The sequence below is a fragment of the Streptomyces sp. NPDC048436 genome, assembly GCF_043200355.1.
Classification (GTDB): Bacteria; Actinomycetota; Actinomycetes; order Streptomycetales; family Streptomycetaceae; genus Streptomyces.
In genome coordinates, this window is record NZ_JBICXP010000002.1 from 235023 (window position 1) to 258734 (window position 23712).

20 protein-coding genes are annotated in these 23712 nt (G+C 71.3%); 8 read left to right on the forward strand and 12 right to left on the reverse strand.

Annotated features, from left to right (window positions below):
• Nucleotides 1-44: 44 nt before the first annotated feature.
• Entirely contained in the window at nucleotides 45-5084 is a 5040-nt protein-coding gene (locus tag ACGFX9_RS07640) for a caspase family protein (protein ID WP_393466351.1), read from the forward strand.
• Nucleotides 5085-5141: 57 nt separating this feature from the next.
• On the opposite strand, the gene ACGFX9_RS07645 is transcribed toward ACGFX9_RS07640, so the two are convergent.
• From ACGFX9_RS07645 to ACGFX9_RS07670, 6 genes are all read right to left on the reverse strand, one after another.
• Nucleotides 5142-5696 (reverse strand): arginine repressor, encoded by a 555-nt coding sequence (locus ACGFX9_RS07645; RefSeq protein ID WP_393466354.1) that lies wholly within the window; start codon nucleotides 5694-5696, stop codon nucleotides 5142-5144.
• A gap of 7 nt (nucleotides 5697-5703) precedes the next feature.
• Nucleotides 5704-6912 carry an acetylornithine transaminase gene (locus tag ACGFX9_RS07650; protein ID WP_393466356.1) on the reverse strand — a complete coding sequence of 403 codons (1209 nt, stop codon included), beginning with the start codon at nucleotides 6910-6912 and terminating at the stop codon, nucleotides 5704-5706.
• Nucleotides 6909-7844, reverse strand: a complete 936-nt coding sequence (argB, locus tag ACGFX9_RS07655; protein ID WP_393466359.1) for an acetylglutamate kinase — start codon at nucleotides 7842-7844, stop codon at nucleotides 6909-6911. Before argB ends, ACGFX9_RS07650 begins: the two co-directional genes overlap by 4 nt.
• Nucleotides 7841-8995, reverse strand: a complete 1155-nt coding sequence (gene argJ, locus ACGFX9_RS07660) for a bifunctional glutamate N-acetyltransferase/amino-acid acetyltransferase ArgJ (protein ID WP_393466362.1) — start codon at nucleotides 8993-8995, stop codon at nucleotides 7841-7843. The genes argB and argJ overlap by 4 nt, the downstream gene beginning before the upstream one ends.
• Nucleotides 8992-10020 (reverse strand): N-acetyl-gamma-glutamyl-phosphate reductase, encoded by a 1029-nt coding sequence (gene argC / locus ACGFX9_RS07665; RefSeq protein WP_393466364.1) that lies wholly within the window; start codon nucleotides 10018-10020, stop codon nucleotides 8992-8994. The genes argJ and argC overlap by 4 nt, the downstream gene beginning before the upstream one ends.
• Nucleotides 10021-10146: 126 nt before the next feature.
• Entirely contained in the window at nucleotides 10147-11991 is a 1845-nt protein-coding gene (locus ACGFX9_RS07670) for a WD40 repeat domain-containing protein (RefSeq protein WP_393466367.1), read from the reverse strand.
• A 163-nt stretch (nucleotides 11992-12154) separates the two neighbouring features.
• Here ACGFX9_RS07670 and ACGFX9_RS07675 point away from each other — a divergent pair, with 163 nt between their 5' ends.
• From ACGFX9_RS07675 to ACGFX9_RS07685, 3 genes are all read left to right on the forward strand, one after another.
• Entirely contained in the window at nucleotides 12155-12631 is a 477-nt protein-coding gene (locus ACGFX9_RS07675; RefSeq protein ID WP_393466369.1) for a VOC family protein, read from the forward strand.
• Nucleotides 12632-12735: 104 nt separating this feature from the next.
• Nucleotides 12736-13725, forward strand: coding sequence for an aldo/keto reductase (locus tag ACGFX9_RS07680; protein ID WP_393466372.1), 990 nt, complete (start codon nucleotides 12736-12738; stop codon nucleotides 13723-13725).
• 34 nt (nucleotides 13726-13759) lie between these two features.
• The gene (locus tag ACGFX9_RS07685) at nucleotides 13760-14296 is read left to right on the forward strand and encodes a DUF6314 family protein (protein ID WP_393466375.1); all 537 of its coding nucleotides are present in this window, start codon (nucleotides 13760-13762) and stop codon (nucleotides 14294-14296) included.
• 10 nt (nucleotides 14297-14306) lie between these two features.
• On the opposite strand, the gene ACGFX9_RS07690 is transcribed toward ACGFX9_RS07685, so the two are convergent.
• Nucleotides 14307-14756 carry a GNAT family N-acetyltransferase gene (locus tag ACGFX9_RS07690; RefSeq protein WP_393466379.1) on the reverse strand — a complete coding sequence of 150 codons (450 nt, stop codon included), beginning with the start codon at nucleotides 14754-14756 and terminating at the stop codon, nucleotides 14307-14309.
• 112 nt (nucleotides 14757-14868) lie between these two features.
• Nucleotides 14869-16308, reverse strand: a complete 1440-nt coding sequence (locus ACGFX9_RS07695; RefSeq protein WP_393466382.1) for a PLP-dependent aminotransferase family protein — start codon at nucleotides 16306-16308, stop codon at nucleotides 14869-14871.
• On the opposite strand from ACGFX9_RS07695, the gene ACGFX9_RS07700 reads away from it, so the two are divergent.
• Both ACGFX9_RS07700 and ACGFX9_RS07705 read left to right on the forward strand, forming a co-directional pair.
• On the forward strand, nucleotides 16307-17275 hold the full coding sequence (locus tag ACGFX9_RS07700; RefSeq protein ID WP_393466385.1) for a DMT family transporter: 969 nt from the start codon (nucleotides 16307-16309) through the stop codon (nucleotides 17273-17275). The genes ACGFX9_RS07695 and ACGFX9_RS07700 overlap by 2 nt on opposite strands.
• Before the next feature lie 91 nt (nucleotides 17276-17366).
• Nucleotides 17367-17561 carry a DUF1918 domain-containing protein gene (locus ACGFX9_RS07705; RefSeq protein WP_393466388.1) on the forward strand — a complete coding sequence of 65 codons (195 nt, stop codon included), beginning with the start codon at nucleotides 17367-17369 and terminating at the stop codon, nucleotides 17559-17561.
• Nucleotides 17562-17614: 53 nt separating this feature from the next.
• Here the strand turns inward: ACGFX9_RS07705 and ACGFX9_RS07710 are convergent, their stop codons facing one another.
• Nucleotides 17615-18844 (reverse strand): glycoside hydrolase family 10 protein, encoded by a 1230-nt coding sequence (locus ACGFX9_RS07710; protein ID WP_393466391.1) that lies wholly within the window; start codon nucleotides 18842-18844, stop codon nucleotides 17615-17617.
• Nucleotides 18845-19032: 188 nt separating this feature from the next.
• On the opposite strand from ACGFX9_RS07710, the gene ACGFX9_RS07715 reads away from it, so the two are divergent.
• Both ACGFX9_RS07715 and ACGFX9_RS07720 read left to right on the forward strand, forming a co-directional pair.
• Complete coding sequence (locus ACGFX9_RS07715) at nucleotides 19033-19893, forward strand: 3-hydroxybutyryl-CoA dehydrogenase (RefSeq protein ID WP_393466394.1); 861 nt, start codon at nucleotides 19033-19035, stop codon at nucleotides 19891-19893.
• Between the two features lie 184 nt (nucleotides 19894-20077).
• Nucleotides 20078-20335, forward strand: coding sequence for a hypothetical protein (locus ACGFX9_RS07720; protein WP_393466397.1), 258 nt, complete (start codon nucleotides 20078-20080; stop codon nucleotides 20333-20335).
• Here the strand turns inward: ACGFX9_RS07720 and ACGFX9_RS07725 are convergent.
• The 3 genes from ACGFX9_RS07725 to ACGFX9_RS07735 form a co-directional block, all read right to left on the reverse strand.
• Nucleotides 20332-20874, reverse strand: a complete 543-nt coding sequence (locus tag ACGFX9_RS07725) for an NUDIX hydrolase (protein ID WP_393466399.1) — start codon at nucleotides 20872-20874, stop codon at nucleotides 20332-20334. The two genes, ACGFX9_RS07720 and ACGFX9_RS07725, sit on opposite strands and share 4 nt — an antisense overlap.
• A 124-nt stretch (nucleotides 20875-20998) precedes the next feature.
• Nucleotides 20999-22348 carry a transcriptional regulator gene (locus tag ACGFX9_RS07730; protein WP_393466402.1) on the reverse strand — a complete coding sequence of 450 codons (1350 nt, stop codon included), beginning with the start codon at nucleotides 22346-22348 and terminating at the stop codon, nucleotides 20999-21001.
• Between the two features lie 265 nt (nucleotides 22349-22613).
• Nucleotides 22614-23687 (reverse strand): PP2C family protein-serine/threonine phosphatase, encoded by a 1074-nt coding sequence (locus ACGFX9_RS07735; RefSeq protein ID WP_393466405.1) that lies wholly within the window; start codon nucleotides 23685-23687, stop codon nucleotides 22614-22616.
• Nucleotides 23688-23712: the final 25 nt, after the last annotated feature.

Consider the following 23712-nt stretch of genomic DNA (forward strand, 5'->3'; position numbering starts at 1 on the left):
CACCTCCCAAATGCGACGATAGGCGCTCGCACCTGGGAGAGGGCATGGAGCAGACACGCACCGCATTGCTGATCGGAGTCGCGGCGACGCCTGACGCCGCGCATCACTTCGCTCCGCTGGAGGAGCCCGTGGCCGCCGACCAGCGCGCGCTCGGCGCCGCGCTCAGGGCCGCGGGCTACCACGTGGAGACGGTGCCCGACGGAACCCGGGCCGCGATCACCACCGCGATCGACGAGGTCGCACGGAGCGTCCCGGCCGACGGCACTTTGCTGCTCCACTTCTCGGGGCACGGCATCCGCATCGACGGCACCGACTATCTCGTCCCTTCGGACGCGCGCGCCCCACATGACGGCGACTGGCGCAGGCCCCACCGCGAGACTCTCGTCCCCGCGGACATCAGCGCGTACCTCTCCGACTGCCGGGCGGGCACCGTGCTGTGGCTGGTCGACGCGTGCCGTGACGAACCGTCCGGCGGTGCGGGCGTGTTCGGCAGCGGCATCCTCAGAGGCCAACCGTCCGGCCGGTTCGCGCTGATCACGGCCTGCGCCGCCGGGCAACGGTCCGGGTTCACGGCCGAGGGCAGTTTCTTCACCCAGGGCCTGGCGGAAGCGTTCCGCCCGTTGACCGAAGCCCGGACCGTGCACGAGGTGTACGAGACGGCCCGACGGCACACCCTGCGCTCGGCGCGACGACAACTGGGCGTGGAGCAGGAGCCGCAGATCCGGTACGGGTCCGAGCTGGACGCCGAGGCCCGTGAGACGGAGGTCTGCGCGGGCCGCAGACTGCTGGACGGCTGGCGCGACGCCGCCTCGGACACCGCCCTGTGGGAACGGGTGGCCGAGTCGGACGCGGGCCTGGTCCCCCGCTTCCGGGAGTGCCTCGCCACACTGGTCGAGGAGTGCGCCGACGTGGTCCACCGCGCCCAGGAGCGGATGCCCGACCCGTGGGCCGACGACGACTTCCCCGTACGCCTGCTGCGCGACCGGCTGCCGGGCCTGGTGCCGAAGACGGTGGCGCTCTCCGCGGTGGAGGCCGCAGCGCTCGTCGCCGCCCCGTTCCTGCATGAAGCCGCCTGGGCACGACGCCTGAGCCACGCCCATGACATCTCCGCGTACAGCGCCCGGCCGCGCAAGGACGGCGACGCGTGGCGCAGACACTACGAGCAGGTGGCCGGCCATCACCCGCACATCAGGGACAAGCTCTCCGCCTGCCTGCTGAACGGCCGCGTCGAGGAGGCGCGCGATGTCGCCCTGTGGCTGGTGCACCGCTGGATCACCGAGCGGTTCGAGACCGACGAGGAGCCCGTCCCGCCGGTGGAGTCCGCGACGCTGGCCGCAAGGCTCCTCGACAGTTCGGCCGGTGCGGCCGGCCACGGCCCGCGCGTGGCCGAGCTGGCGGCGGCCCTCTCCTCCGTGGCCTCCGGCGTCGCACTGGGTGCCCCGCTCCTGGCGCCCGGCGCCCTGTCGGAGCTCGCGGTGCCGGTGCCCGGCGGAAGTCAGGTGCTGCGGGTGGCGGAGGCGGCGGCGCTGGTCCATCTGGCCGCCACCCTCGCGCTGGACGTGCGGACCCTGCCGGACGTCCTCGCCGAGCACCTCGCGGTCTTTGATCCGGTGCTCCCCCAGGACGCCGTCAACGCGGTGCGGGACGCGGCCTGGCACACCGCGGACCAGGACCTGGCCCTGGACGCGGCATGTCCCCACCCGGCGGTGCACGCCGCGCTCGCGGGCGTCGTGGAGCAGGCCGACGACCTCGCCTGCGCCCTGCGGAACGCGGCCGGCGGGCTGCCCGAGTCCCGTTCCGTCCTGCTGTCCGGGGTGCCGGCCCGCGTCACGGACCGGGCGCTGCGGGCGGTCCAGGAGCGGGGCCGCAGAGCGTACGACGTGCCGCTGCTGCGTTTTCAGCTGGCGCAGACCGAGGTCCGCGACCTGTTCATGGGCGAGCGCATCTACGACGGGGAACCGGACCTGGCACTGCGCGAGTTGTACCAGAACGCGATGGACGCCTGCCGCCACCGGGCGATGCGGCGCAGATATCTGGAGGGCAGGGGCGGCGATCCGGGTCTTTGGGAGGGGCGGATCACCGTCGTCGAGGGAACCGACGAGCGCGGGCGCTATGTGGAGTGCCGGGACAACGGCGTGGGCATGGGCCTTGAGCAGCTGAAGAACACCTTCACCAAGGCGGGCCGCCGCTTCGAGCAGTCCCGGGCGTTCCGCCAGGAGCAGGCCAACTGGCACCGGCAGGACCCGGCGCTGCGCCTCTACCCCAACAGCCGTTTCGGCATCGGGGTGTTCAGCTACTTCATGCTCGCCGACGAGATGACCGTCGTCACCCGCCAGGTGGGCGTCGACGGCATCCCCGCCGGAAAGGCGCTGCGGGTCGACATCCCGGGCAGCGGGAGTCTGTTCCGTATCCAGGAGCACGACGACTCCATGGAGGACGGCCTCCTGGAGGGCGGCACGCGGATCCGCCTGTATCTGCGGGACTCGGTGGTGGACTCGGGCCTCTCGCCCGTCTCGACGCTGCGCCGCCTGGTCCTGGTCAGCGAGTTCGGGATGGTGGTCGAGGACGCGTCGGGCAGACGGCACCACTGGGGTCCCGGCGAGCTCCAGACCCCGGTCGGACCGGACGCGGGCCGCCCGGCGGTGGAGGCCGTGCCCGGTGTGCTGTGGTGGGTGCACGGCAAGGGCGCGGTGCTGTGCGACGGCATCGGCACCGACCGGCAGCCGTTCGGCTACGTCCTCAACCTGACGGGCCCGTACGCGGGCACGCTCAGCCTCAACCGCAAGAAGCTCGAGTCGTACGACCGGGCCTGGGAAGCACGGCAGTGGGCCGCGGGGGCATCCGCGCTCGCCTCGTGGGAGGCGCTGAGCATGGGCTGGCTCTGGACCCTGGAGCGGCAGAACCTGCGCGCGGCCCGTACCCTCTGGCAGCGGTGGAGGGGCAGCGGCGTGACGGTACGCACGGATGCGTACGGTCCTGAGCTGAACCTGGACACCACCGGCTGGTTCCATCCCGATGCGCAGCTCGGCAAAGGGACGACCCCAAGGGCCCAGGACGAGGACCGGGCGGGCCTGACGCGTGCCTGGCGGGCCGCCGTACTCGGCCACGCCCACGTGACGTACCGCGCCCCGTCCGCGTCGGCCTCGGTTCTCTCGTTCCCCGTGTCGACTGCCGGTCATCCCGTGCCCGAACCCGGCTGGGCCGAGGTCGCCTCGGGGAAGCCCCACTCCTGGGGCGTCCGTCACTCCTCGGTAAGAGCACTGCCCCGCGACTGGCGTGCGGCTGTCGCGATCGCGTACAGCCAGAGCACGACGGTCGGCGCCGTGCTGCGTGCCCAGCGCGCCCTGCGCGTGGCCCATCCCGAACTGGGCCCTCCTCGCGTCGGGGAGGGCGATCTGGACTGGACTCCCGACTGGTGTGACGCGCAGATCGTCGAGGGCCTCGTCAGCCGTGTGTACGCCCGGGGGTCCTACACGCACGAGAAGGAGAACAGCTACCAGCACGCCCCCGACGACTTGGGCGGTCTTGTCCGCGCCTCGGCCGCGACCTCTTGTCCGCTCGGCGAACTCGCCGACAGCTGTGCCCGGTTCGCTCCCTTCCTGTCGGCACCGCCGCCACGCGCCCCCGCCCACCACCAGGACCACGTGTGCGACGAGACCGACTTGGCGCTCCTGTACGTCGACGACGGCGCCCGGGGCTGGCGCCGCACCCGATGGCCGTGGGACATCCACGACATCGCACACCACATGGGGATCTCCGCGCGAGAGGTGCTGGAGCGGCTCTCCGGCTTCGCCTGGCTCGGCTGGACCGCGCCCGACCCGGAGTCCGTTCGGCGGTGGGGGACGGTGCCGTGGGAGATCCGCGGTGTCCTGCGTGACTTCTGCGTGCCCGACGAGGCAGGCGGACTCACGGTGCCGTGGGGCGCCACCTTCGCGCTGGCGGCCGAGGGCGAGTGCGGCCTGCGCAAGGCGGAGAAGGAGATCGCCCGTTGGGCGGACTTCCTCGGCCTGTCCCATGTCCGGCGTCACCGGGGCAAGACCCCGGCGGGCCGCGTCGTGCCCGGTCCGGAGACCTCCCGGTCCGTGGGCGTGCTGCATGCCGTGGGGATACACCTCGAGGACGGGCTCACGCTCCGGGATCTGGCGTTCGCCCGTTACCAGCACAGCGACTGGGACGACACGGCGTGGGTGCTGGAGGAGTTGCGGGAGGCCGGGGTCGACGTTCCGGCGGCGGGCACGCTCCTGCGGGCGTGGGCGGCCCTGCCCGTGCCCAGCCGCTATGCCTTCTCGGGCAACGACCCCTCGTTCGACGCCGCGGACTACCCGGTGCTGCCGACCGCGGACATCCTCTTCGTCGCCAGCGCCAACTTGAAGACATCGCTGCGCTCGATGTGGAAGACGGCGCGTCGCGAGGCGTCGCGCGTGGGCCTGACCGTCCCCGACCTGCCCGCCTCTCTCGCGGACTTCCGTCCCGGCCATGAGGAGGTCCGGGCGCTGATCGCCTGGGATGACGACGAGGAGTTCGAGGAGTGGTTCGAGCCGCCCAAGTGGGCGGCTCTCACCGCCGGACAGCTCACGGCGTACGCGCGCGAACAGCGCATCGGCGCACGTGCCGCGTACGAAAGGCTGGCTCCGCTCGGGGAGTTGGGCCCCTGCGTCCCGGTGCTGGGCGTCGCCCAGGTCCAGGCCCTGCCCGCGACGGTGCCCGACGTCAGGGACACCGTCGCCCTCGGGGGCGAACACCGTGTCTCACCGCCGGGTACCCCACTCTGCGCGCTGGACCTGGTCAGCCTCGCGGGACGGCTCGGCGAGCCGGTCGTGCGCACGTGGCAACGGATCGTCCCGTATCTGCCGTTCGAGCAAGACCCCGGCCTGCCCCAGATGCCGGACGTGCTGCCGCTCTGGCAGGACCTGATCCTGCTCTCGCGTCACGCGGACGGCATGCTGCCGGCGCTGCGGGGCCCGGTGACGGCGGACCAGATCAGTTTCGCGGCCGGAGCGGTGGGCGAGAGCGACGACTGGGTCAGCGACCGGCTGCGCCTGTTCGCGGCGCTGTTCGAGCTGGAACTGCCGGACACGCCCTAGACGCTGCCCGGCAGTTCGGGGCCTGGTGTTCGCTCGGGCCCTCATGCTCGCTCGGGCTCAGTGCTCGTTCGAAGCCAGCCTCAGCAAATGGTCCGCGAGCGCCTGACCCCCCGTGGCCTCCCGGCTGATCAGCATCAGCGTGTCGTCGCCCGCGATCGTCCCGAGGATGTCGTGCAGTTCCGCCTGGTCGATCGCCGATGCGAGGAACTGGGCGGCGCCCGGTGGCGTGCGCACGACGACCAGGTTGGCCGAGGCCTCCGCGGAGATAAGGAGCTCCGCGGAGAGGCGCCGCATCCGCTCCTCCTTGGCCGACTCCCCCAGCGGCGCGCGCGGCGTGCGGAAGCCGCCCTCGCTCGGCACCGCGTAGATGAGGTCGCCCTCGGCGTTGCGGATCTTCACCGCGTTCAGCTCGTCCAGGTCCCGGGAGAGCGTCGCCTGCGTGACCGTGAGGCCGTCGTCGGCGAGCAGCTTCGCCAGCTGGCTCTGGGAGCGGACCGGCTGCCGGTTGAGGATGTCCACGATCCGGCGGTGGCGTGCGGTGCGGGTCTGCGGCACGGCGGGCCCGGCGTGATCCGGGTGGTGCGCGTGCTCATTGCCTTGCGCCTGGCTCATCGTCGTCTCATTCTCCGGATCGTCCGTCCCCGTTGGCCGCGGTGGCCTGGTCAAGCACGCCGGGCAGGGCCCGGAGGAACGCCTCCACCTCGTCGTCGCGCACGTTCAGCGGCGGCATCAGCCGTACGACATCGGGGGCGGGGGCGTTCACCAGGAAGCCGGCGTCCTGAGCCGCCTGCTGCGCCTGGGGCGCGAGCGGCTCGGTGAGCACGATACCCAGCAGGAGGCCCGCGCCTCGGACATGGCCCACGAGCGGGTGCCCGAGTGACTCGATCCCGCCACGCAGCTTCTCGCTCGCCTGCTTCACGTTGTCGAGCAGACCCTCGGCGTCGATCGAGTCCAGGACGGCGAGGCCCGCGGCGCACGCCACCGGGTTTCCGCCGAACGTCGTTCCGTGGTGGCCGGGCTTGAGCAGGTCGGCCGCGGCGCCGAACGCGACCGTCGCGCCGAGCGGCAGTCCGCCGCCGAGTCCCTTCGCGAGCGTGACGACGTCGGGCTCGACGCCCTCGTGCGCGAGGTGCTCGAACCACTGGCCGGTGCGGCCGATTCCGGTCTGCACCTCGTCCAGGACGAGCAGGGTCCCGGTGGCCCGGGTGATCTCCCGGGCCGCCTTGAGGTATCCCGCGGGCGGCACGACGACGCCCTTCTCGCCCTGGATGGGTTCGATGATGACGAGGGCTGTCTCCTCGGTGACCGCGGCCCGCAGTGCCTCCGCGTCGCCGTACGGGACATGCGTGACGTCACCGGGCAGCGGCAGGAACGGCTCCCGCTTCCCGGGCTGTCCGGTGAGCGCGAGCGCGCCCATCGTGCGGCCGTGGAAAGCGCCGTCGGTGGCGACCATGTGCGAACGCCCGGTCAGCCGGCCCATCTTGAAGGCGCCCTCGTTGGCCTCGGCGCCGGAGTTGCAGAAGTACACCCGGCCCGCGCGGCCGAAGAGCTGGAGCAACCGCTCGGCCAGAGCCACCGGCGGCTCGGCGACGAAGAGGTTCGACACATGGCCGAGGGACGCGATCTGGGTGCTGACCGCCTCGACGACCGCCGGGTGGGCATGGCCGAGCGCGTTGACCGCGATGCCGCCGACGAAGTCGACGTACTCCTTGCCGTCGGCGTCCCACAGCTTGGTGCCCGCGCCGCGGACGAGGGGCAGCCTGGGGGTGCCGTAGTTGTCCATCAGCGCGCCCTGCCAGCGCTGGGTCAGCTCCTCGTTGCCGGTCATGCCGCTTCCCCCTCTGTCTCGTCGTCCGGTGTCTCGTCATCCGGGACGACCATCGTGCCGATGCCTTCGTCGGTGAAAATCTCCAGCAGGATCGAGTGCTGGACCCGCCCGTCGATCACGCGGGCCGTCTCGACGCCGTTGCGTACGGCGTGCAGACAGCCCTCCATCTTGGGGACCATGCCGCTCGCCAGTTCGGGAAGGAGCTTCTCCAGTTCCTTCGCGGTGAGGCGGCTGATCACCTCGTCGCTGTTCGGCCAGTCCTCGTAGAGGCCCTCGACGTCCGTGAGGACCATCAGGGTTTCGGCGTCCAGCGCAGCCGCAAGTGCCGCAGCCGCCGTATCAGCATTGACGTTGTAGACATGTCCGTCGTCCTGGGAGCGGGCGATCGAGGAGACGACCGGGATACGGCCGTCGGCGAGCAGCGCCTCGATGGCGCCGGTGTCGATCTCGGTGATCTCGCCGACCCGGCCGATGTCGACCAACTCGCCCTCGATGCGGGGCTGGTGCTTCGTGGCGGTGATGGTGTGCGCGTCCTCGCCGGTGAGGCCGATCGCGAGCGGGCCGTGCTGGTTGAGCAGGCCGACGAGCTCGCGCTGGACCTGTCCTGCCAGGACCATGCGTACGACGTCCATGGCGTCCTCGGTGGTGACCCGCAGGCCCGCCTTGAACTCGCTGACGATGCCGTGCCGCTCGAGGGCGGCGCTGATCTGCGGTCCGCCGCCGTGCACGACGACGGGCCTCAGGCCCGCGTGGTGCAGGAAGACGACGTCCTGCGCGAAGGCGGCCTTCAGCTCCTCGTCGATCATGGCGTTGCCGCCGAACTTGATGACGACGGTCTTGCCGCGGTGCCGGGTCAGCCAGGGCAGCGCCTCGATGAGGATCTGGGCCTTGGGGAGCGCGGTGTGCTTCCGCGCGGTCGGTTGGGCGCTCATGACGCGTACGCGCTGTTCTCGTGGACGTAGTCGGCGGTGAGGTCGTTGGCCCAGATCACGACGGGCTCGGCGGTGCCCGCCGCCAGGTCCGCGGTGATCTGGATCTCGCGGTACCGCATGTCGACGAGGTCGCGGTCCTCGCCCACGCTGCCGTTCTTGCAGACCCAGACGCCGTTGATCGCGACGTTCAGTCGGTCGGGCTCGAAGGCGGCCTTCGTCGTGCCAATGGCGGAGAGCACCCGGCCCCAGTTGGGGTCCTCGCCGTGGAGTGCGCACTTGAGGAGGTTGTTGCGGGCGATGGAGCGGCCCACCTCGACGGCGTCGTCCTCGGTCGCGGCGCCCACGACCTCGATCCGGATGTCCTTGCTCGCCCCCTCGGCGTCGCCGATGAGCTGACGCGCGAGGTCGTCGCAGACGGTGCGGACGGCTTCGGCGAACTCGGCGTACTCCGGGGTGACTTGGGAGGCGCCGGAGGCCAGGAGCAGCACCGTGTCGTTCGTCGACATGCAGCCGTCGGAGTCGACCCGGTCGAAGGTGACCTTCGTGGCGTCCCGCAGGGCCTTGTCCAGGACGTCCGCTTCGAGGTCGGCGTCCGTGGTGAGGACGACGAGCATCGTGGCGAGGCCGGGGGCGAGCATGCCCGCGCCCTTGGCCATACCGCCGACCGTCCAGCCTCCCTGGGTGACCACGGCCGTCTTGTGCACGCTGTCGGTGGTCTTGATGGCGATGGCGGCCTTCTCGCCGCCGTGCGCGGAGAGTTCACCGGCCGCGGCCTCGACGCCCGGCAGGAGCTTGTCCATGGGGAGCGTGACGCCGATGAGGCCGGTCGACGCGACGGCGACCTCGCCCGCGTTCAGGTCGAGCGTCTCGGCGACCTTCTCGGCGGTGGCGTGCGTGTCCTGGAAGCCCTGGGGTCCCGTACAGGCGTTGGCGCCACCGGAGTTGAGGACGACGGCCGAGATGAGCCCGCCCTTGACGACCTGCTCCGACCAGAGGACGGGGGCGGCCTTGACGCGGTTGGAGGTGAAGACGCCCGCGGCGGCCAGGCGGGGCCCGGTGTTGACCACGAGGGCCAGGTCCGGGTTGCCGTTCTCCTTGATTCCGGCGGCGATGCCCGCCGCCGTGAATCCCTTAGCTGCCGTCACACTCACGGCGCGACTCCGATCGTAGAAAGCCCGGTGGCCTCGTCGAGGCCGAGGGCGATGTTCATGCTCTGCAGGGCGCCGCCCGCGGTGCCCTTGGTGAGGTTGTCTATGGCGCTGATCACGATGACGCGGCCCGCCGCCTCGTCGTACGCGACCTGGATCTGTACGGCGTTCGATCCGTACACGGCGGAGGTCGCGGGCCACTGCCCCTCGGGGAGCAGGTGCACGAACGGTTCATCCGCGTAGGCCTTCTCGTACGCGGCCCGCACGGACTCGGCGGTGACGCCCTCGGTGGCCTTCGCGCTGCACGTGGCGAGGATGCCGCGGGGCATCGGGGCCAGGGTGGGCGTAAAGGACACGGTGACGGGGGTGCCCGCGGCGGCGGACAGGTTCTGGATCATCTCTGGGGTGTGCCGGTGCACGCCGCCCACGCCGTAGGGCGACATGGAGCCCATGACCTCGGAGCCGAGCAGGTGCGGCTTGGCGGCCTTGCCCGCGCCCGACGTCCCGGAGGCGGCGACGACGACCGCTTCGGCCTCGGCGAGCCCGGCGGCGTACGCGGGAAAGAGCGCGAGGGAGACGGCGGTCGGATAGCAGCCGGGCACCGCGATGCGCTTGGCCCCCTCAAGGGCCGCGCGTGCGCCAGGCAGCTCGGGAAGGCCGTAGGGCCAGGTCCCGGCGTGCTCGCTGCCGTAGAACCTCTCCCAGTCGGCCGCGTCCTTGAGCCGGAAGTCGGCGCCCATGTCGACGACGAGGACGTCCGGGCCGAGCTGCTCGGCGACGGCGGCGGACTGGCCGTGGGGCAGGGCGAGGAAGACGACATCGTGGCCCGCGAGGACCTCGGCGGTGGTCGGCTCCAGGACACGGTCGGCGAGCGGCATCAGGTGGGGCTGCAGCGCGCCCAGGCGCTGACCCGCGTTCGAGTTGCCCGTCAGGGCGCCGATCTCCACCTCGGGGTGGACGAGCAGCAGACGCAGCAATTCACCGCCCGCGTACCCACTCGCCCCTGCCACTGCTGCACGTACCGCCATGGAACCCTCCTCCTGGAGAGCATGACTATACGCAACGCCGCAGTTTTATGCAACGCGGTCCGGACTGACGGCGACGGCGACGGCGACGGCGACGGTTCGATGGTCATCGTGATCGACAGCGGGGGTTCAGCGCTCGATACGCCACACGCGCACCGTCTCGTCCGCGCTCGCGGTGGCGAGCCGCCGCCCGTCCGGGCTGAACGCCACGCTCATCACCATCCCGTCGTGCGTGAAGCTCGCGCTCTCCCGTCCGCTCACGGTGTCGACAACGATCGCCGACTCCCCTTGGGCGATGGCGATGCGCGGCGGGTCCGCAGGACTGAACGCGACATCCCAGGCGTCCCCGGGCACCCGAAGATCCTCGCGCCCGCTCCCGCTGTGCCACACCACAGCATCGCCCCCGGCGGTCACGATGTGGTGGCCGTCCCGGCTGAAGTCGACGCCGGTGACGAAGCCGGTGGCGATACGCAGGAGTTCCCGTCCGTCCCGGCTGTCCCACACGCGCGCCGTCCCGTCCTCTCCCACGGAGGCGATGCGCGCCCCGTCGGGGCTGAACACCGCATCCCAGACGGCCTTTCCGTGCGACATCTTCAGGAGCGCGCGGCCGTCCCTTGCGTCCCAGACCCGCACCGTGTGATCACCCCCCGCCGTCACGATGCGCGCCCCGTCCGGGCTGAACACGACCCGGCGCACGAAGCCGAGGGGCGTCATGTGGCGGACCGTCAGCAGCGCGCGGCCGTCCCGGGGGTCCCAGATCCGCGCCGTATGGTCACCGCCCCCGGTGGCGAGCCGACGCCCGTTCACGCCGAACGCCACGCTCCACACCGTGCCCCACGTGACGCCCAACTGCCTGTTGCTGGTGAAGTGGCGCACCCGGGAGATCTCGTGGCCGTCCGAACTGTCCAGGAGGTACGCGGTGTTGCCGCTCGCGGCAGCGAGGCTCCGCCCGTCCGGGCTGAACGCCAGGGCCTCCACGGAGGCCCGGCCGCGCCACATGAACTCCTGACCGCCGCGCGCCACTCGCACGGGCGCCCAGGTGACACGGGCGTTACGCACCGTGGAGAGATCCACGCGCAGCTCGTACGGCGTCACGTCGGCGTCCGGCGCGAGGGCGGCACAGACCCGCCGGTACTCGTGCGCGGCATGCGCCATCCGGTGCAGATCCATCAGGCGGCGCCCCGCGTCGGTGGTCGTCTCCGCCATCGCCACCTCCATGAGGTAGGGAAGCAACTCGTCTTCCCTGCCCTCGCGTTCGGCGACGATCGCCTCCCACATCCACAGGCGCCGCTGTTCGTTGGCGGCGGCGGCACCCCACGTGCCGCTCACCATGCGCGCCATCTGAGCGAAGCCCTCGGAGGGGGCCACGGGCCCGGCGTGCTCGGGATCGAAGTCATCCGGCGGCAGACTGCGGGGGACCCGGCCCAGTTCGTACTTCTCCCGCAGCCAGCGGTCCGTGCCGGGCGAGTCCTTCTTGCGCGACCTTGCCACCAGCTCCCAGAAGTTCCCCTCCGTGGCGGACTTGAGAATGGCGGCCCGCGAGTTGAGCGCTTGAAGCGTGCCAGGCACCGCCGTCGCCACGGCTGCTGTCTGGTGCTCGTAGCCCTTCACAGCCCAGTACGTGGCGTCCTTGTCCTGGCCCAACATGCGGTAGACGAGCGCGAGGTTGATACTGATCGTGGCCCGGCGCGGCGTCCCGTCCGGCTCCAGGCTGGCCGCGTCGTCGAGGGCGTCCCGCGCCGCCCTCAGGCGCTCGCGCCGCACCAGGGCGTTTTCGGCGTGAGCGGCCTCCTCCAACTTCGTCTGTGCCTTGCGCCAGGGCCCGTTCAGCATCTTCCGGACGTCCTGGTGCATCTCCTTGAGCGCCGCCAGCTGCTTCTCCTGCACTCCGACGAGTTCGCGCAGCAGGGAGAGCGTCACTCCCTGGGCGGTCTGGGAGCCAATCGCGACGATGACGCTTTCGAGAAGGGGCATGACGGCTCCCTGAAGCTGCTGTGGGCTCTCAGGCCGAGCCTGAACGACGAACCGTCACGGCAGCGACACAGCGCCAGCGAAATGAACATCACAGCGATGAGTTTCCGCGGGAGGCAGAGTCAGTACAGGCAGAGACGCGCTGCACCGACGACAGGAGTAAGCCATGCCCCGCATCACGCCCAACCTCTGGTTCGACACGCAAGGCGAGGACGCGGCCACGTTCTACGTGTCGGTCTTCCCCAATTCGAAGATCACGAAGGTCACCCACTACGGCGAGGCGGGCCCGCGGCCGGCCGGGACCGTCCTGACCGTCGAGTTCGAGCTCGACGGTCAGCCCTATACGGCGATCAACGGCGGCCCCGATTTCACCTTCGACGAGGCCATCTCCTTGCTGATCAACTGCGCCGACCAGGAGGAGGTCGACTACTACTGGGACAAGCTCCGCGAGGGCGGCGGCGAGGAAGGTCCCTGCGGCTGGCTCAAGGACAGGTTCGGCCTCTCCTGGCAGGTCGCCCCCGAGGAGCTCGGCAGGCTCATCACCGACCCCGACGAGGGGCGTGCGCAGCGGGCCATGGCGGCCATGCTCGGCATGAAGAAGATCGACGTGGCGGCGGTGCGGGCGGCGGCGGACAAGGCCTGAGGTGCACTCGCCCCGATGTGGGTTGACTTGGAGTCGACTCCAAGTCCTAGGGTCGGAGCCGACCGCCTGACACAAGGCACACGGCTCCACCTGGAGGTACCGGCATGACCAGCATTCCCACGCGCCGTCTCGGAGCACTGACCGTCTCGGCGCAAGGGCTCGGCTGCATGGGGATGAGTCACGCCTACGGCGCTTCGGACGACGCGCAGTCGATCGCGACCATCCACCGTGCCCTTGACCTCGGCGTCACCCTGCTCGACACGTCCGACTTCTACGGAGCGGGGCACAACGAGGAGCTGATCGGCCGTGCGCTGGCCGGCGGGCGGCGCGACGAGGCCGTCATCGCCACGAAGTTCGGCTTCGCCAGCCGGCTCGGCGAGCCGGTCCGGATCAGGGGTGACGCGGCGTACGTACGAGAGGCGTGCGACGCCTCGCTGCGGCGCCTCGGCGTCGACCACATCGACCTGTACTACCTCCACCGCGTGGACGGGAACGTGCCGATCGAGGAGACCGTCGGCGCGATGGCCGAGCTCGTCGAGGCCGGGAAGGTGCGCCACCTCGGCCTCTCCGAGGCGAGCGCGCGGACGCTGCGGCGGGCGCACGCGGTGCATCCGATCGCCGCGCTGCAGAGCGAGTGGTCGCTGTGGACGCGTGACCTGGAGGCGGAGATCGCGCCGGTCTGCCGGGAGCTCGGCATCGGCCTCGTACCGTTCTCACCGCTCGGGCGCGGCTTCCTGACCGGGCGGTACACCTCGGTGGAGGGCCTCCAGGAGGGCGACATGCGGCGGAGTCAGCCGCGGTTCGCCGGCGGGAACCTCGAACGGAACCTGGCCATCGTGGAGGCCCTCGAAGCCCTCGCCGCCGAGAAGGGCGTCACCGCGGGGCAGCTCGCCCTGGCCTGGGTGGAGCACCGCGGCGACGACGTGGTGCCGATTCCGGGCACGCGCCGGGAGAAGTACCTCCGCGAGAACCTGGACGCCGTCGCCATCGAGCTCTCCGCCGAGGAGCTGGCGGCGATCGACGCGGTGGCACCGGCGGGCGCGGTCGCCGGGGCACGCTACGACGAGGGCAGCCTCGGCTTCGTCGACAAGTAGACGAAGCGCCTGGGCGGCGGCGTAGCCTGCGGTCATGCCTTTCCCGGATGAGCCAGCACAAGCCGATGACGGGCGCCGGGCTGTGTATCACGGGGTGCCGGACGTGCTGGCGTACCTGGCAGGTGCGTGGAAGGTGGAGCGGACGGCACGGGACCTGGCGGGGAACGCGGAGGGGCACTTCTCGGGGACGACGGTGTTCACGTGGCTCGACGCCGGGGAGGGCGAGGGAAGCCCGGACCAGCAGACCGGCACCCCCACCGCCGCCCTCCTCCACCACGAATCCGGCACCTTCACCTGGCAGGGCACTCCCCGCCCCGCCGAGCGCACCCTCCGCTACCTGCCCGGCGACGACCCCGCCACCGCCCGCGTGCGGTTCGCCGACGGGCGTCCCTTCCACGATCTGGACCTGCGCACCGGCCACCACCACGCCGACCACCCCTGCGCGCTCGACCTCTACCGGGGCGAGTTCGAGGTGTTCGACGCGGACCACTGGCGGACACGGTGGCGTGTCGCGGGGCCCGCCAAGGATCTGATCCTCACCACGGACTACGTACGGGCTGCGCCCGCCTGAAGCCCGACGCTCACTGAAGGCCGAGCGCCATCCACTTGGCCGGGTCCGCGAGGCCGCTGAATCCGACCCTCTCGTACACCCCGTGCGCATCGGCCGTGGCCAGCAGAATCCGCCGCAGACCGCACGGCTCCAGGTGGTCCCTGACGGCGGCCACCAGCGCTCCCCCGAGCCCCTTGCCGCGCACCGCCCGGTCCACGTACACGTCGCAGAGCCACGCGAAGGTGGCGTGATCGGTCACCACCCGGGCGTACGCGACCTGCTCGCCGGAAGCCGCGTCGTAGACCCCGAAGTTCAGCGAACCCGCGATCGCCCGGTCCTGCTTATCGCGGGGCCTCCCCATCGCCCAGTACGCGTCCGTGGAGAGCCAGTGGTGGACGCGGGCGGCGTCCAGGCGGGCGGCGTCGGTGGATACCTCGTACCCGGTGGGAAAGGTCGGGAAGCTGTGGAGTGCGTCGGTCATGGCCGCAAGGCTCGCAGGCGTCCCGACGGACCGTCGAGCGGATTTCACCCGGCGGAGCCGTAGGCCCGCCTCAGCGTCACCCTCCCCACAGGCCTCACCCTCCCCACAGGCTTCACCCGCCCCACACCTCGTCGCACGCCACCCGCAGCCTCCGCACGCCTTCACCGATCTCCCCGGCCCCGGCGAGCGACGCGAAGCTCAACCGCAGGTACCCCGCCGGAGGTTCGGCCGCGAAGTAGGGGCGGCCCGGGGCCACCGCGACGCCCGCGCGCAGTGCCGCGCCCGCCAGGTCCGCCTCGTTCGTGCCGTCCGGCAGGCGGAGCCACAGGAGGTAGCCGCCCGCGGGGATGTGCGGCATGGCGAGTTCGGGGAGGCCGAGGCGCAGAGCCGTCGCCATCGCGTCCCTGCGGTCCTTCAACTCGGCAGCCACGGACCGGAGATGGCGCGGCCAGGCCGGTGAGCCGACCAGTTCGAGTGCCGCCTCCTGCAACGGCCTCGGCACGAAGAAGTGGTCGACGACCTGGATCGCGCGCAGCCGTTCGAGTACCGGGCCCCGCGCGGCGAGGGCGCTCACGCGAAAGCTCGGCGAGGTCGCCTTGGTGAGCGAGCAGACGTGCACCACGACACCGTCGGCGTCGTCGGACTGCAGCGGCCTGGGCAGCGGGCCCGCGTCCTCGTGGACGAGGCGGCGCACGAAGTCGTCCTCGATGACGAAGGCACCGGCCTCGCGGGCGATGCGCAGCACCTCGGGCCGGCGCTCGGCGGAGAGCACCGCCCCCGTCGGGTTCTGGAACAGCGGCTGGCAGACGAAGACCCGGGCCCCGGTCGCCTTGAACGCCGCGGCGAGCAGTTGGGGACGTACGCCGTCGATGTCCACCGGCACCGGTACCGGCCGCAGCCCGGCCGCGCGGGCGATCGCCAGCATGCCGGGGTAGGTGGGCGACTCGACAAGGACCGGCGCGCCGGGCGGGGCGAGCGCCCGCAGTGCCGTGGTGAGCGCGCTCTGGCCGCCCGCCGTGATGAGCACCTCGGCGGCCGTGATCGCACCGCCGATGCCCCGCGCGAACCACTCCCGCAGCTCGGGCAGACCGTCCACCGGCGGACGCCCCCACGCCCCGGGCCGCCGCCCAGCCCGCGCGAGCGCCGCCGCCATGGCCCGCTCGGGCTGCAGCGAGGAATGCAGATAGCCGCCGTTGAACTCGATGACGCCGGGTGGGGGCGCCGCGAGCGTGGCCAGGACACCGGAGGCGTCCACGGCGCGGGGCACCAACTCCGTGGCCGCGTCCGCGCTCAGCGACACCTCCTGCCAGGAGGTGTCCCCCGCCGGTGCGGCGGCGGCCTGCGGCTCGGCCCTGAAGACGCCGGCGCCGGGCCGGGTGACGACAAGACCCTCGGCGGCCAGCTGCCCAAGGGCCCGCGACACGGTCACCGGACTCACCCTGAAGCGGTCGACGAGCGCCCGGCTCGACGGCAGCTTTCCACCAGGCGAGTAGCGGTTCAGCTCAGCCGTCAGCTGTTTTGCCAACTCAGCGACACTGCTACTCTCTTGCATGACAGCACAGGATAGCGCTACTCGCCCGAGCCGGATAGCAGTCACCACGGTGGCCACAGGCACTCCGGAAGCAGCGGACACCGGGCGGACCGCGTCGCGACAGCACGGCTCCCACCGCACCGGCACCCTTATGGCCGCGCTCGGCGTCATCGCTTTCTCGCTCACCTTCCCCTCCACGGCCTGGGGCCTCGAAGGCATCGGCCCCTGGTCGTTCGTGGCCCTGCGCGTCGTGCTGAGCGCGGTCATCGCGGGCAGCGCCCTGCTGGCCTTGCGGGTCAGGCTTCCGGAGCGCCGCCACTGGGCCGGTCTCGCGGTCGTCGCCGCCGGAGTCGTCGTCGGCTTCCCGCTGCTCACGACCCTCGCCCTGCAGACCTCCACCACCGCCCACGCAGCCGTGGTCGTCGGCCTGCTCCCGCTGACGACCGCCGTCTTCTCGGCGCTGCGCACGGGCGCGCGGCCCTCGCGGATGTTCTGGGTCGCGGCCCTGGCCGGTGCGGCGGCGGTGATCGCCTTCACCGTCCAGCAGAGCGGCGGCGCCCTGACCACCGCCGACCTCTATCTCTTCGGCGCGCTCCTGATCTGCGCCGCCGGTTACACCGAGGGCGGCCGGCTCGCCCGTGAGATGCCGGGCTGGCAGGTCATCGGCTGGGCTCTCATCCTGTGCCTGCCGCTCGCCGTGGCCGGCGCGGCGCTCGCGCTGCGGCACGAGACCTTCGAGCTCACCGGGCACAGCACCGCCGGGCTGCTCTACGCCGCCATCGGATCGCAGTTCCTCGGCCTGGTCGTCTGGTACCGCGGCATGGCGGCGATCGGCGTCCCCAAGGCCAGCCAGCTCCAGCTCGCGCAGCCGCTGCTCACCCTTGTCTGGTCGGTGTTCCTGCTCGGCGAGCACCTCACGATCGCGGCGCCGCTGACGGCCGTCGCCGTCCTGGTGTGCATCGCGGTCACCCAGCGGGCGCGCGGCTAGGGGCGGACGTCCAGGTCCCACCTTCGGCCACCCGACGTAGACTGACGGCCACGGAACGCAACCGCAGGGTGGGACTAGGAGGTCGCTCCAGATGCGCGCAACCGTAGGCGACAAGCTGGTGGTCCACGGCAGGGTCGTAGGACAGCATGACCGGATCGCGGAGGTCGTCGAGGTGCTCGGCCCGGATGGCGGCCCGCCGTACCGAGTCCGCCTTGAGGACGGCCACGAGACGGTGATGTCGCCGGGCCCCGACACCGTCGTACGACACGGGGGCCCGGCCCAGTAGAGCTCGGCCGGAGACAGAGCTCGCCCTGAGACAGAGCTCGGCCGGAGATCAGATCAGCGTGGTGGCTTGGCTCGCTCCTGATAGTGATCGGCGACCACCCGCGCCATCGCGCCGATCTTGTCGACGCCCACTTCCTTCGCCGAGAAGTAGACGTGCCCGCGCGCCTGCGGGAACATCTTGGCGTAGGTGAGGTGGCGGGACAGCTCGGCCGGGTCCTGCCACGGGGCGGCCTGCGCGGGATCGCCCGCCTTGTAGAGGGCCTCCCCCACGTACAGGCGTACGCCCGTGCCCTCGACGACGTCGGCCCACCACGGCAGCAGCTTGCCGTAGTCCGCGACGGTGAAGCCGATGTTCCAGTAGAGCTGCGGGCAGATGTAGTCCAGCCAGCCCTTCTTGATCCAGCCGCGCGTGTCGGCGTGCAGGTTGTCGTAGGTCTGCACGCCGGCCCGGGTGTCCGAACCGAGAGGGTCGGTCGAGGCGTTGCGCCAGACCCCGAAGGGGCTGATCCCGAACTGCGCGTGCTTACGCACCTTCTTCACGCGTGTCGCCATCTCGCTCACCAGGCGGTCGATGTTGTCGCGGCGCCAGGCGGCCCGGTCGGGGAAGCCGCTGCCGTAGCGTGCGAAGGCGTCGTCGTCGGCGAAGACCTGCCCGGCGACGGGGTAGGGGTAGAAGTAGTCGTCCCAGTGCACCGCGTCGATGTCGTAGTGCCGCAGGGCGTCGAGCATCGCGTCCTGGACGAAGCGCCGCACCTCGGGCAGACCGGGGTTGTAGTAGAGCTTCCCGCCGTACGGCACGACCCAGTCGGGGTGCAGCCGCGCGGGGTGCGTCGGAACGAGGCGCGAGGGGTCCGTGTGGTTGGCGATGCGGAAGGGATTGAACCAGGCGTGCAGTTCGAGGCCTCTGCGGTGTGCCTCGCGCACGGCGGTGCCCAGGGGGTCCCAGCCCGGGTGCTTGCCCTGCACGCCGGTGAGGCATTCCGCCCACGGCTCGTACGGCGAGGGCCACAACGCGTCGGCGGTGGGGCGCACTTGGAAGACCACGGCGTTCAGCCGGCGCCGTACGGCCGTGTCGAGGTGGCCCATCAGCTCGGCGCGCTGCTCGGCCACCGTGAGGCCGGGCTTCGACGGCCAGTCACGGTTGGCGACGGTGGCCAGCCACATGCCGCGCAGCTCACGGCGCGAAGGTGCCCGCCGTGGAACGGCCGCCGCGTCCGCCGCTGTGAGCCCCGCCACCATCGCGGCCGCCGCCACGGTGAAGCCCCGGCGTGACATACGCCTCATCTGCTCGCCCCCTGAGCTGTATATCCACCGGCACCCTTGCCTTTACGGGAGAGCATGCCCGACCCGGGCCGTCATGCACCCGAAGTTCCGGAGTAACGTTCACGGCCGAGGCAGGCATCGACCCGTATGGGGGAGGTGGGGGACCTGCCGCCCCGTTGATCAGCGAAAGGCACGAGGTGACCGACTCTATGCCCGACATCGCACGCGTCGGAGTAGTGGGCTGTGGCCAGATGGGCGCCGGAATCGCAGAGGTCTGCGCCCGCTCCGGACTTGATGTGAAGGTCGCGGAGACCACCGGCGAGGCCCTGGAGATCGGCCGCACCCGGCTGTACAACTCCCTCACGAAGGCTGCCGAACGCGGCAAGATCTCGGAGGAGGAGCGGGACGAGACGCTCGGCCGCCTCAGTTTCACGACCGACCTCGGGGAGTTCTCCGACCGCGATCTGGTGATCGAGGCGGTCGTCGAGAACGAGGCGGTCAAGACCGAGATCTTCCAGGTTCTCGACCAGGTGGTGACCCGGCAGGACGCGATCCTGGCCTCCAACACCTCGTCCATCCCGCTGGTGAAGCTGGCCGTCGCGACGTCCCGTCCCGACTCGGTCATCGGCATCCACTTCTTCAACCCGGCCCCGGTGCAGCAGCTCGTCGAGCTGATCCCCGCGCTCACGACGTCCGAGGGGACGATCAGCCGGGCGCAGTCCATGGTCGAGAAGGTGCTGGGCAAGCACGCGATCCGCGCCCAGGACCGCTCGGGCTTCGTGGTCAACGCCCTGCTCATCCCGTATCTGCTCTCCGCGATCCGGATGTTCGAGTCGGGCATCGCGAGCCGCGAGGACATCGACAACGGCATGGAGATGGGCTGCGCCCACCCGATGGGCCCGCTCAAGCTCGCCGACCTGATCGGCCTCGACACCGTCGCCTCGGTCGCGGACAGCATGTACGCCGAGTACAAGGAGCCGCTGTACGCCGCTCCCCCGCTGCTCCAGCGGATGGTGGACGCGGGACGGCTCGGCCGCAAGTCCGGCTCGGGCTTCTACTCCTACGCCTGAGCACCCGGCACTTCACACCGCGTGCGGGCCCGGCACTCGTTCGAGTGCCGGGCCCGCGGCGTTCACACACCGTGTGCGCGATGGGCTCGCATATGCCCTTCGCACACTCTCCCGCCCCGGCCCCGGGGCGAGTTGACTTTCCGTGCGCATCAGGGGGATGGACAGCTACGGAAAGGAACGGATTGTGACCGCCGACCCCGCAACTCGCGTGGTCCCCGAGGAACTCGCGGAGTTACGCCGCAGCATGGACGTGGGCCTGACCCGCGTCGACGGACAGCTGGCGTTGCTCCTCCAACACGACGAACAGAGCGCGAAGAACCAGGACGACCTGACCGTACGGGTCGCCGCACTCGAGCACACACGCTGGCCACTGCCCGCCCTGCTCGCCCTGACGGCGGTCGGTGCGCTCGCCGTGGCGGTTTGGCAGGCCATCGGCCATTAGTGCGCGTCCTGGCCCAAGCGCAGGTGGTGCAGGAGAAGGAGGGCCGCCGCCATGTTGGCGGCCGGTACTTCTCCGCGGGCCACCATGTCAGGGACGAGTTTGAGTGGGACCCACTCACGGCGGTCGGACTCGAAGTCGTCTTCGGGATGGCCGATGTAGGTGCACTCATCCGACCAGTAGATGTGGTGTCTGGCATCGGTGAGCCCATTGGACGGCTCGACACTCAGCAGGTGTCGTAACGGGCCCGGCCGCCATCCTGTCTCCTCCTCCATTTCCCTGGCGGCGGCGTACGCGAGGTCCTCACCGTCCTCGACGACGCCCGCGGCAAGCTCCCACCCCCAGCTGTCGGTGATGAAACGGTGCCGCCAAAGCAGCAGCACCTCGTTGGCGTCATTGACGACGGTGGCCACGGCAACGGGCCGCAGCCGTATCAGGAAGTGATCGAGGTGCCGCCCGTCGGGCAGTTCGACATCTGCCAGATTGACGGTGAACCATCGATTTCCATACACAGTTTGTTCGCTTTGTTTCGTCCACTGCACGGTTCTGCCACCTTCCGCCGAGTAGATGGCAATATCGCAGCAGGAGGGTGTTCAGAGCAGCGTATGGACGCCGCGGGAGTTCAGTGCTCGCCGCGCGTCGTCACCGTCGTACGCACGGTGCGCGTCACAGGGGTACGCGCAGCGCCCCGTCGATGAGTTCGGCTGCCTCGGCCGTGCCCGCGCAGTCGCTGCGTACGAGGTGTTCCCGCACGGCCCGCAGCCGGTCGCGCAGCCGTTGGGACTCCATCCCCCGTGCCTGTTCTGCCATTTCGACCGCCGTGGCGACGGCCTCGTCGGTGTTCCCCTGCCGCAGTTCGATCTGGCTGAGCATGGCGAGCCGGTGGACCCGGCCCCGGTCGTGCGCCGGTGTGTCCACCGCCGCCGCCGCGTGTTCGTACGCTCCCGTGAGGTCGCCGAGGCTGAGCAGCGCCTCCGCCACTTGTACGTTGACGAGCCCGGGCTGGACATAGCCGGTCTCGTCCGGCTCGCGCCCACGCCGGATACGGTCCGCCGCGGCCTCCGCACGCCGGATGCAGGACAGCGCGCTGCTGCCGTCGCCCAAGTGCGCGTACGACTTGGCCTGCATGGCGTAGAGATCGGAGGCGAGCGCCGGGGTGAGCTCGCGCCCCGCGGCGCGCAGGGCGGCCTCCGCGAAGGCCACCGCCTGGCGGTACTCGCGCATGAACAGGGACTGGTTCACCAGCAGCGCGATGACATAGGCGCCAAGTCCTCTGTCCCCGCTGGCCTTTGCCAGGCGCAGGGCCTGGTGGAAGTAGCGCTGGGCGAGGCCGTGCGCGTCCGAGTCATAGGCGCAGATGCCTGCGATGGCCACCAACCCGCCGGTGGAGCGGTGCAGTTGGCGTCCGGTCTCGTCCGTGTAGCTGCCGCGCAGCAGGGGCGCGGCCTCGGCGTTGAGGAAGCCGACGATGCGGGTGCGGGTCGCGATGCCGCCGGTCTTGCGGTACATCTGCTCGTAGTGGGCGCGGGCCGCGCGCATCATGTCGATGTCGGCCGTGCTCACGGGGTGCCTGCCGCCACGCGAGACGTCCACGTCCTCGGGCGGGTTCTCCCACTCCCAGACGGGCATGACCGCGGGCGTCCCGGTGACCGCGGGAGCGCCGAGCAGATGCGGGCGCTGCTGTTCGTCGGAGCGCCACAGCGCGGTGGCTCTCTCCACGAAGCCGGAGAGCGTCGATGCGGCGGTGCCGAGTCTCGCGGTCGGTACGCCCGGCACCCCGAGGCCGATGTCGTCGAGGGTGACGGTGCGCTGGAGCCGCCCGGCGAGGACCTCGCAGATCAGGTCGGGCACCTGGCCGCGGGGGCGCTGGCCCTTCAACCAGCGGGAGACCGCGGTGTGTTCGTACCGCAGGGCGAGACCCCGCCTCTTGCCGGCCTGGTTGACGTGGGCGGCGAGGCCCGCGTGGGAGATTCCGGCTTCGTCGAGGATCGCGTCGAGCAGGGTGTTGGGCTGCATGGAGGCCCTCCGGTGACTCGGTGTGTCCAGCGTAGTAGAGGTGACTTCACACGGGGTGTGAACGGAGTGCTCGAATCCGGGGGGTGTGCGCTCTGCCGTCACCACTCCTGTCACGCTTGACTGAGGTTCCTCACCAGAGGCCGGCCGGGCCGCCGGCTCCCCCTCGAAAAGTACGGCGGCCCGCACGGCGCCGCCCGCCCCGCTGTCTGCCCGACGACTCCAAGGCGGGCCGGGCGGCGCTCGGCCGGGATGAGTTGACGGTGCGTCACGTCATGGTGCTTTCCCGGCGCACCGTCTCTCCCTGCTGCTGGGGGACGCGCCCGCGGTCGTTGCGCAGGATGAGCAGCGCGGCATCGTCGGATGGCAACCCGCCGCTGTGGCGGCGGAGTTGGCTGCAGACCGCGCAGATCACGGACTGGGGCGCGACCGGCGGGACGCGCACCGCTTCGGTGAGCGCCGCCCGGAACGGGAAGAACCGTCCGGCGGCGTCCCGCGCGTCCTCCATGCCGTCCGTGTACAGCGCGAGCGCCTCCCCCGGAAGGAGCCATCCACAGTGCAGTACGGAGAGTTCGGCGGGGAGCGGAAAGGGCCCGAGCGGCGGCAGCGGCTCCCCGCCGCGGACCGGCTCGGCATGGGCGCTCAGCCGGAACGGCCAGGGGTGACCGCAGTTGAGCGCGGTCATCTCGCCGTCAGGGGCGATCTCCATCAGGAGTACGGTGACGAACTCCTCGGCCTGCGGACTGTCGGGGGCCAGCGCACCGCTCGCCGGATGCTCCGCCCGCGACCGCTCCCGCAGATGCCGCCCCAGGGTGCGCTCCAACCTCCGCAGTACGAGCGGCAGTTCGGGCTCCTCATGGGCCGCCTCGCGGAAGCTGCCGAGGACGGCGGCGGCCGTACCGAGGGCGGCCAGACCGTGCCCGCGCACATCGCCCATGACGACGCGGACACCGTGTTCGGTGGCCGCCACCTCGTACAGATCGCCGCCGACGGAGGCGCCGCGTGACGCGGACAGCCGCCCGGCCGCGACGGTGAGGCCCTCGACGCGCGGCGGCAGCGGACGCAGCAGGACGTTCTGAGCGGCGCCCGCGACCTCACGGAGCTGGCGCAGTTCCCGCAGCAGCGAGCTTCGGAGATTCAATATCAGCCCCGTGCCGACGGCGAAGAAGACGGCACTGGAGACGATCCGCGCACCGAGGCCGTCCTGCTGGGCGAGCGGGCAGGTGAGTTTGTACGTGATGGCCGCGGCCCCCCACGCCGTGGGAAGGCCGAGTGTGAGCACGCGCCGGATCCGCGACGGCTCCACACGGAGCCCCCTCGAACCGGCCCTCATACGGATCATGCCGACGGCCCCCCTACGGCCCTGT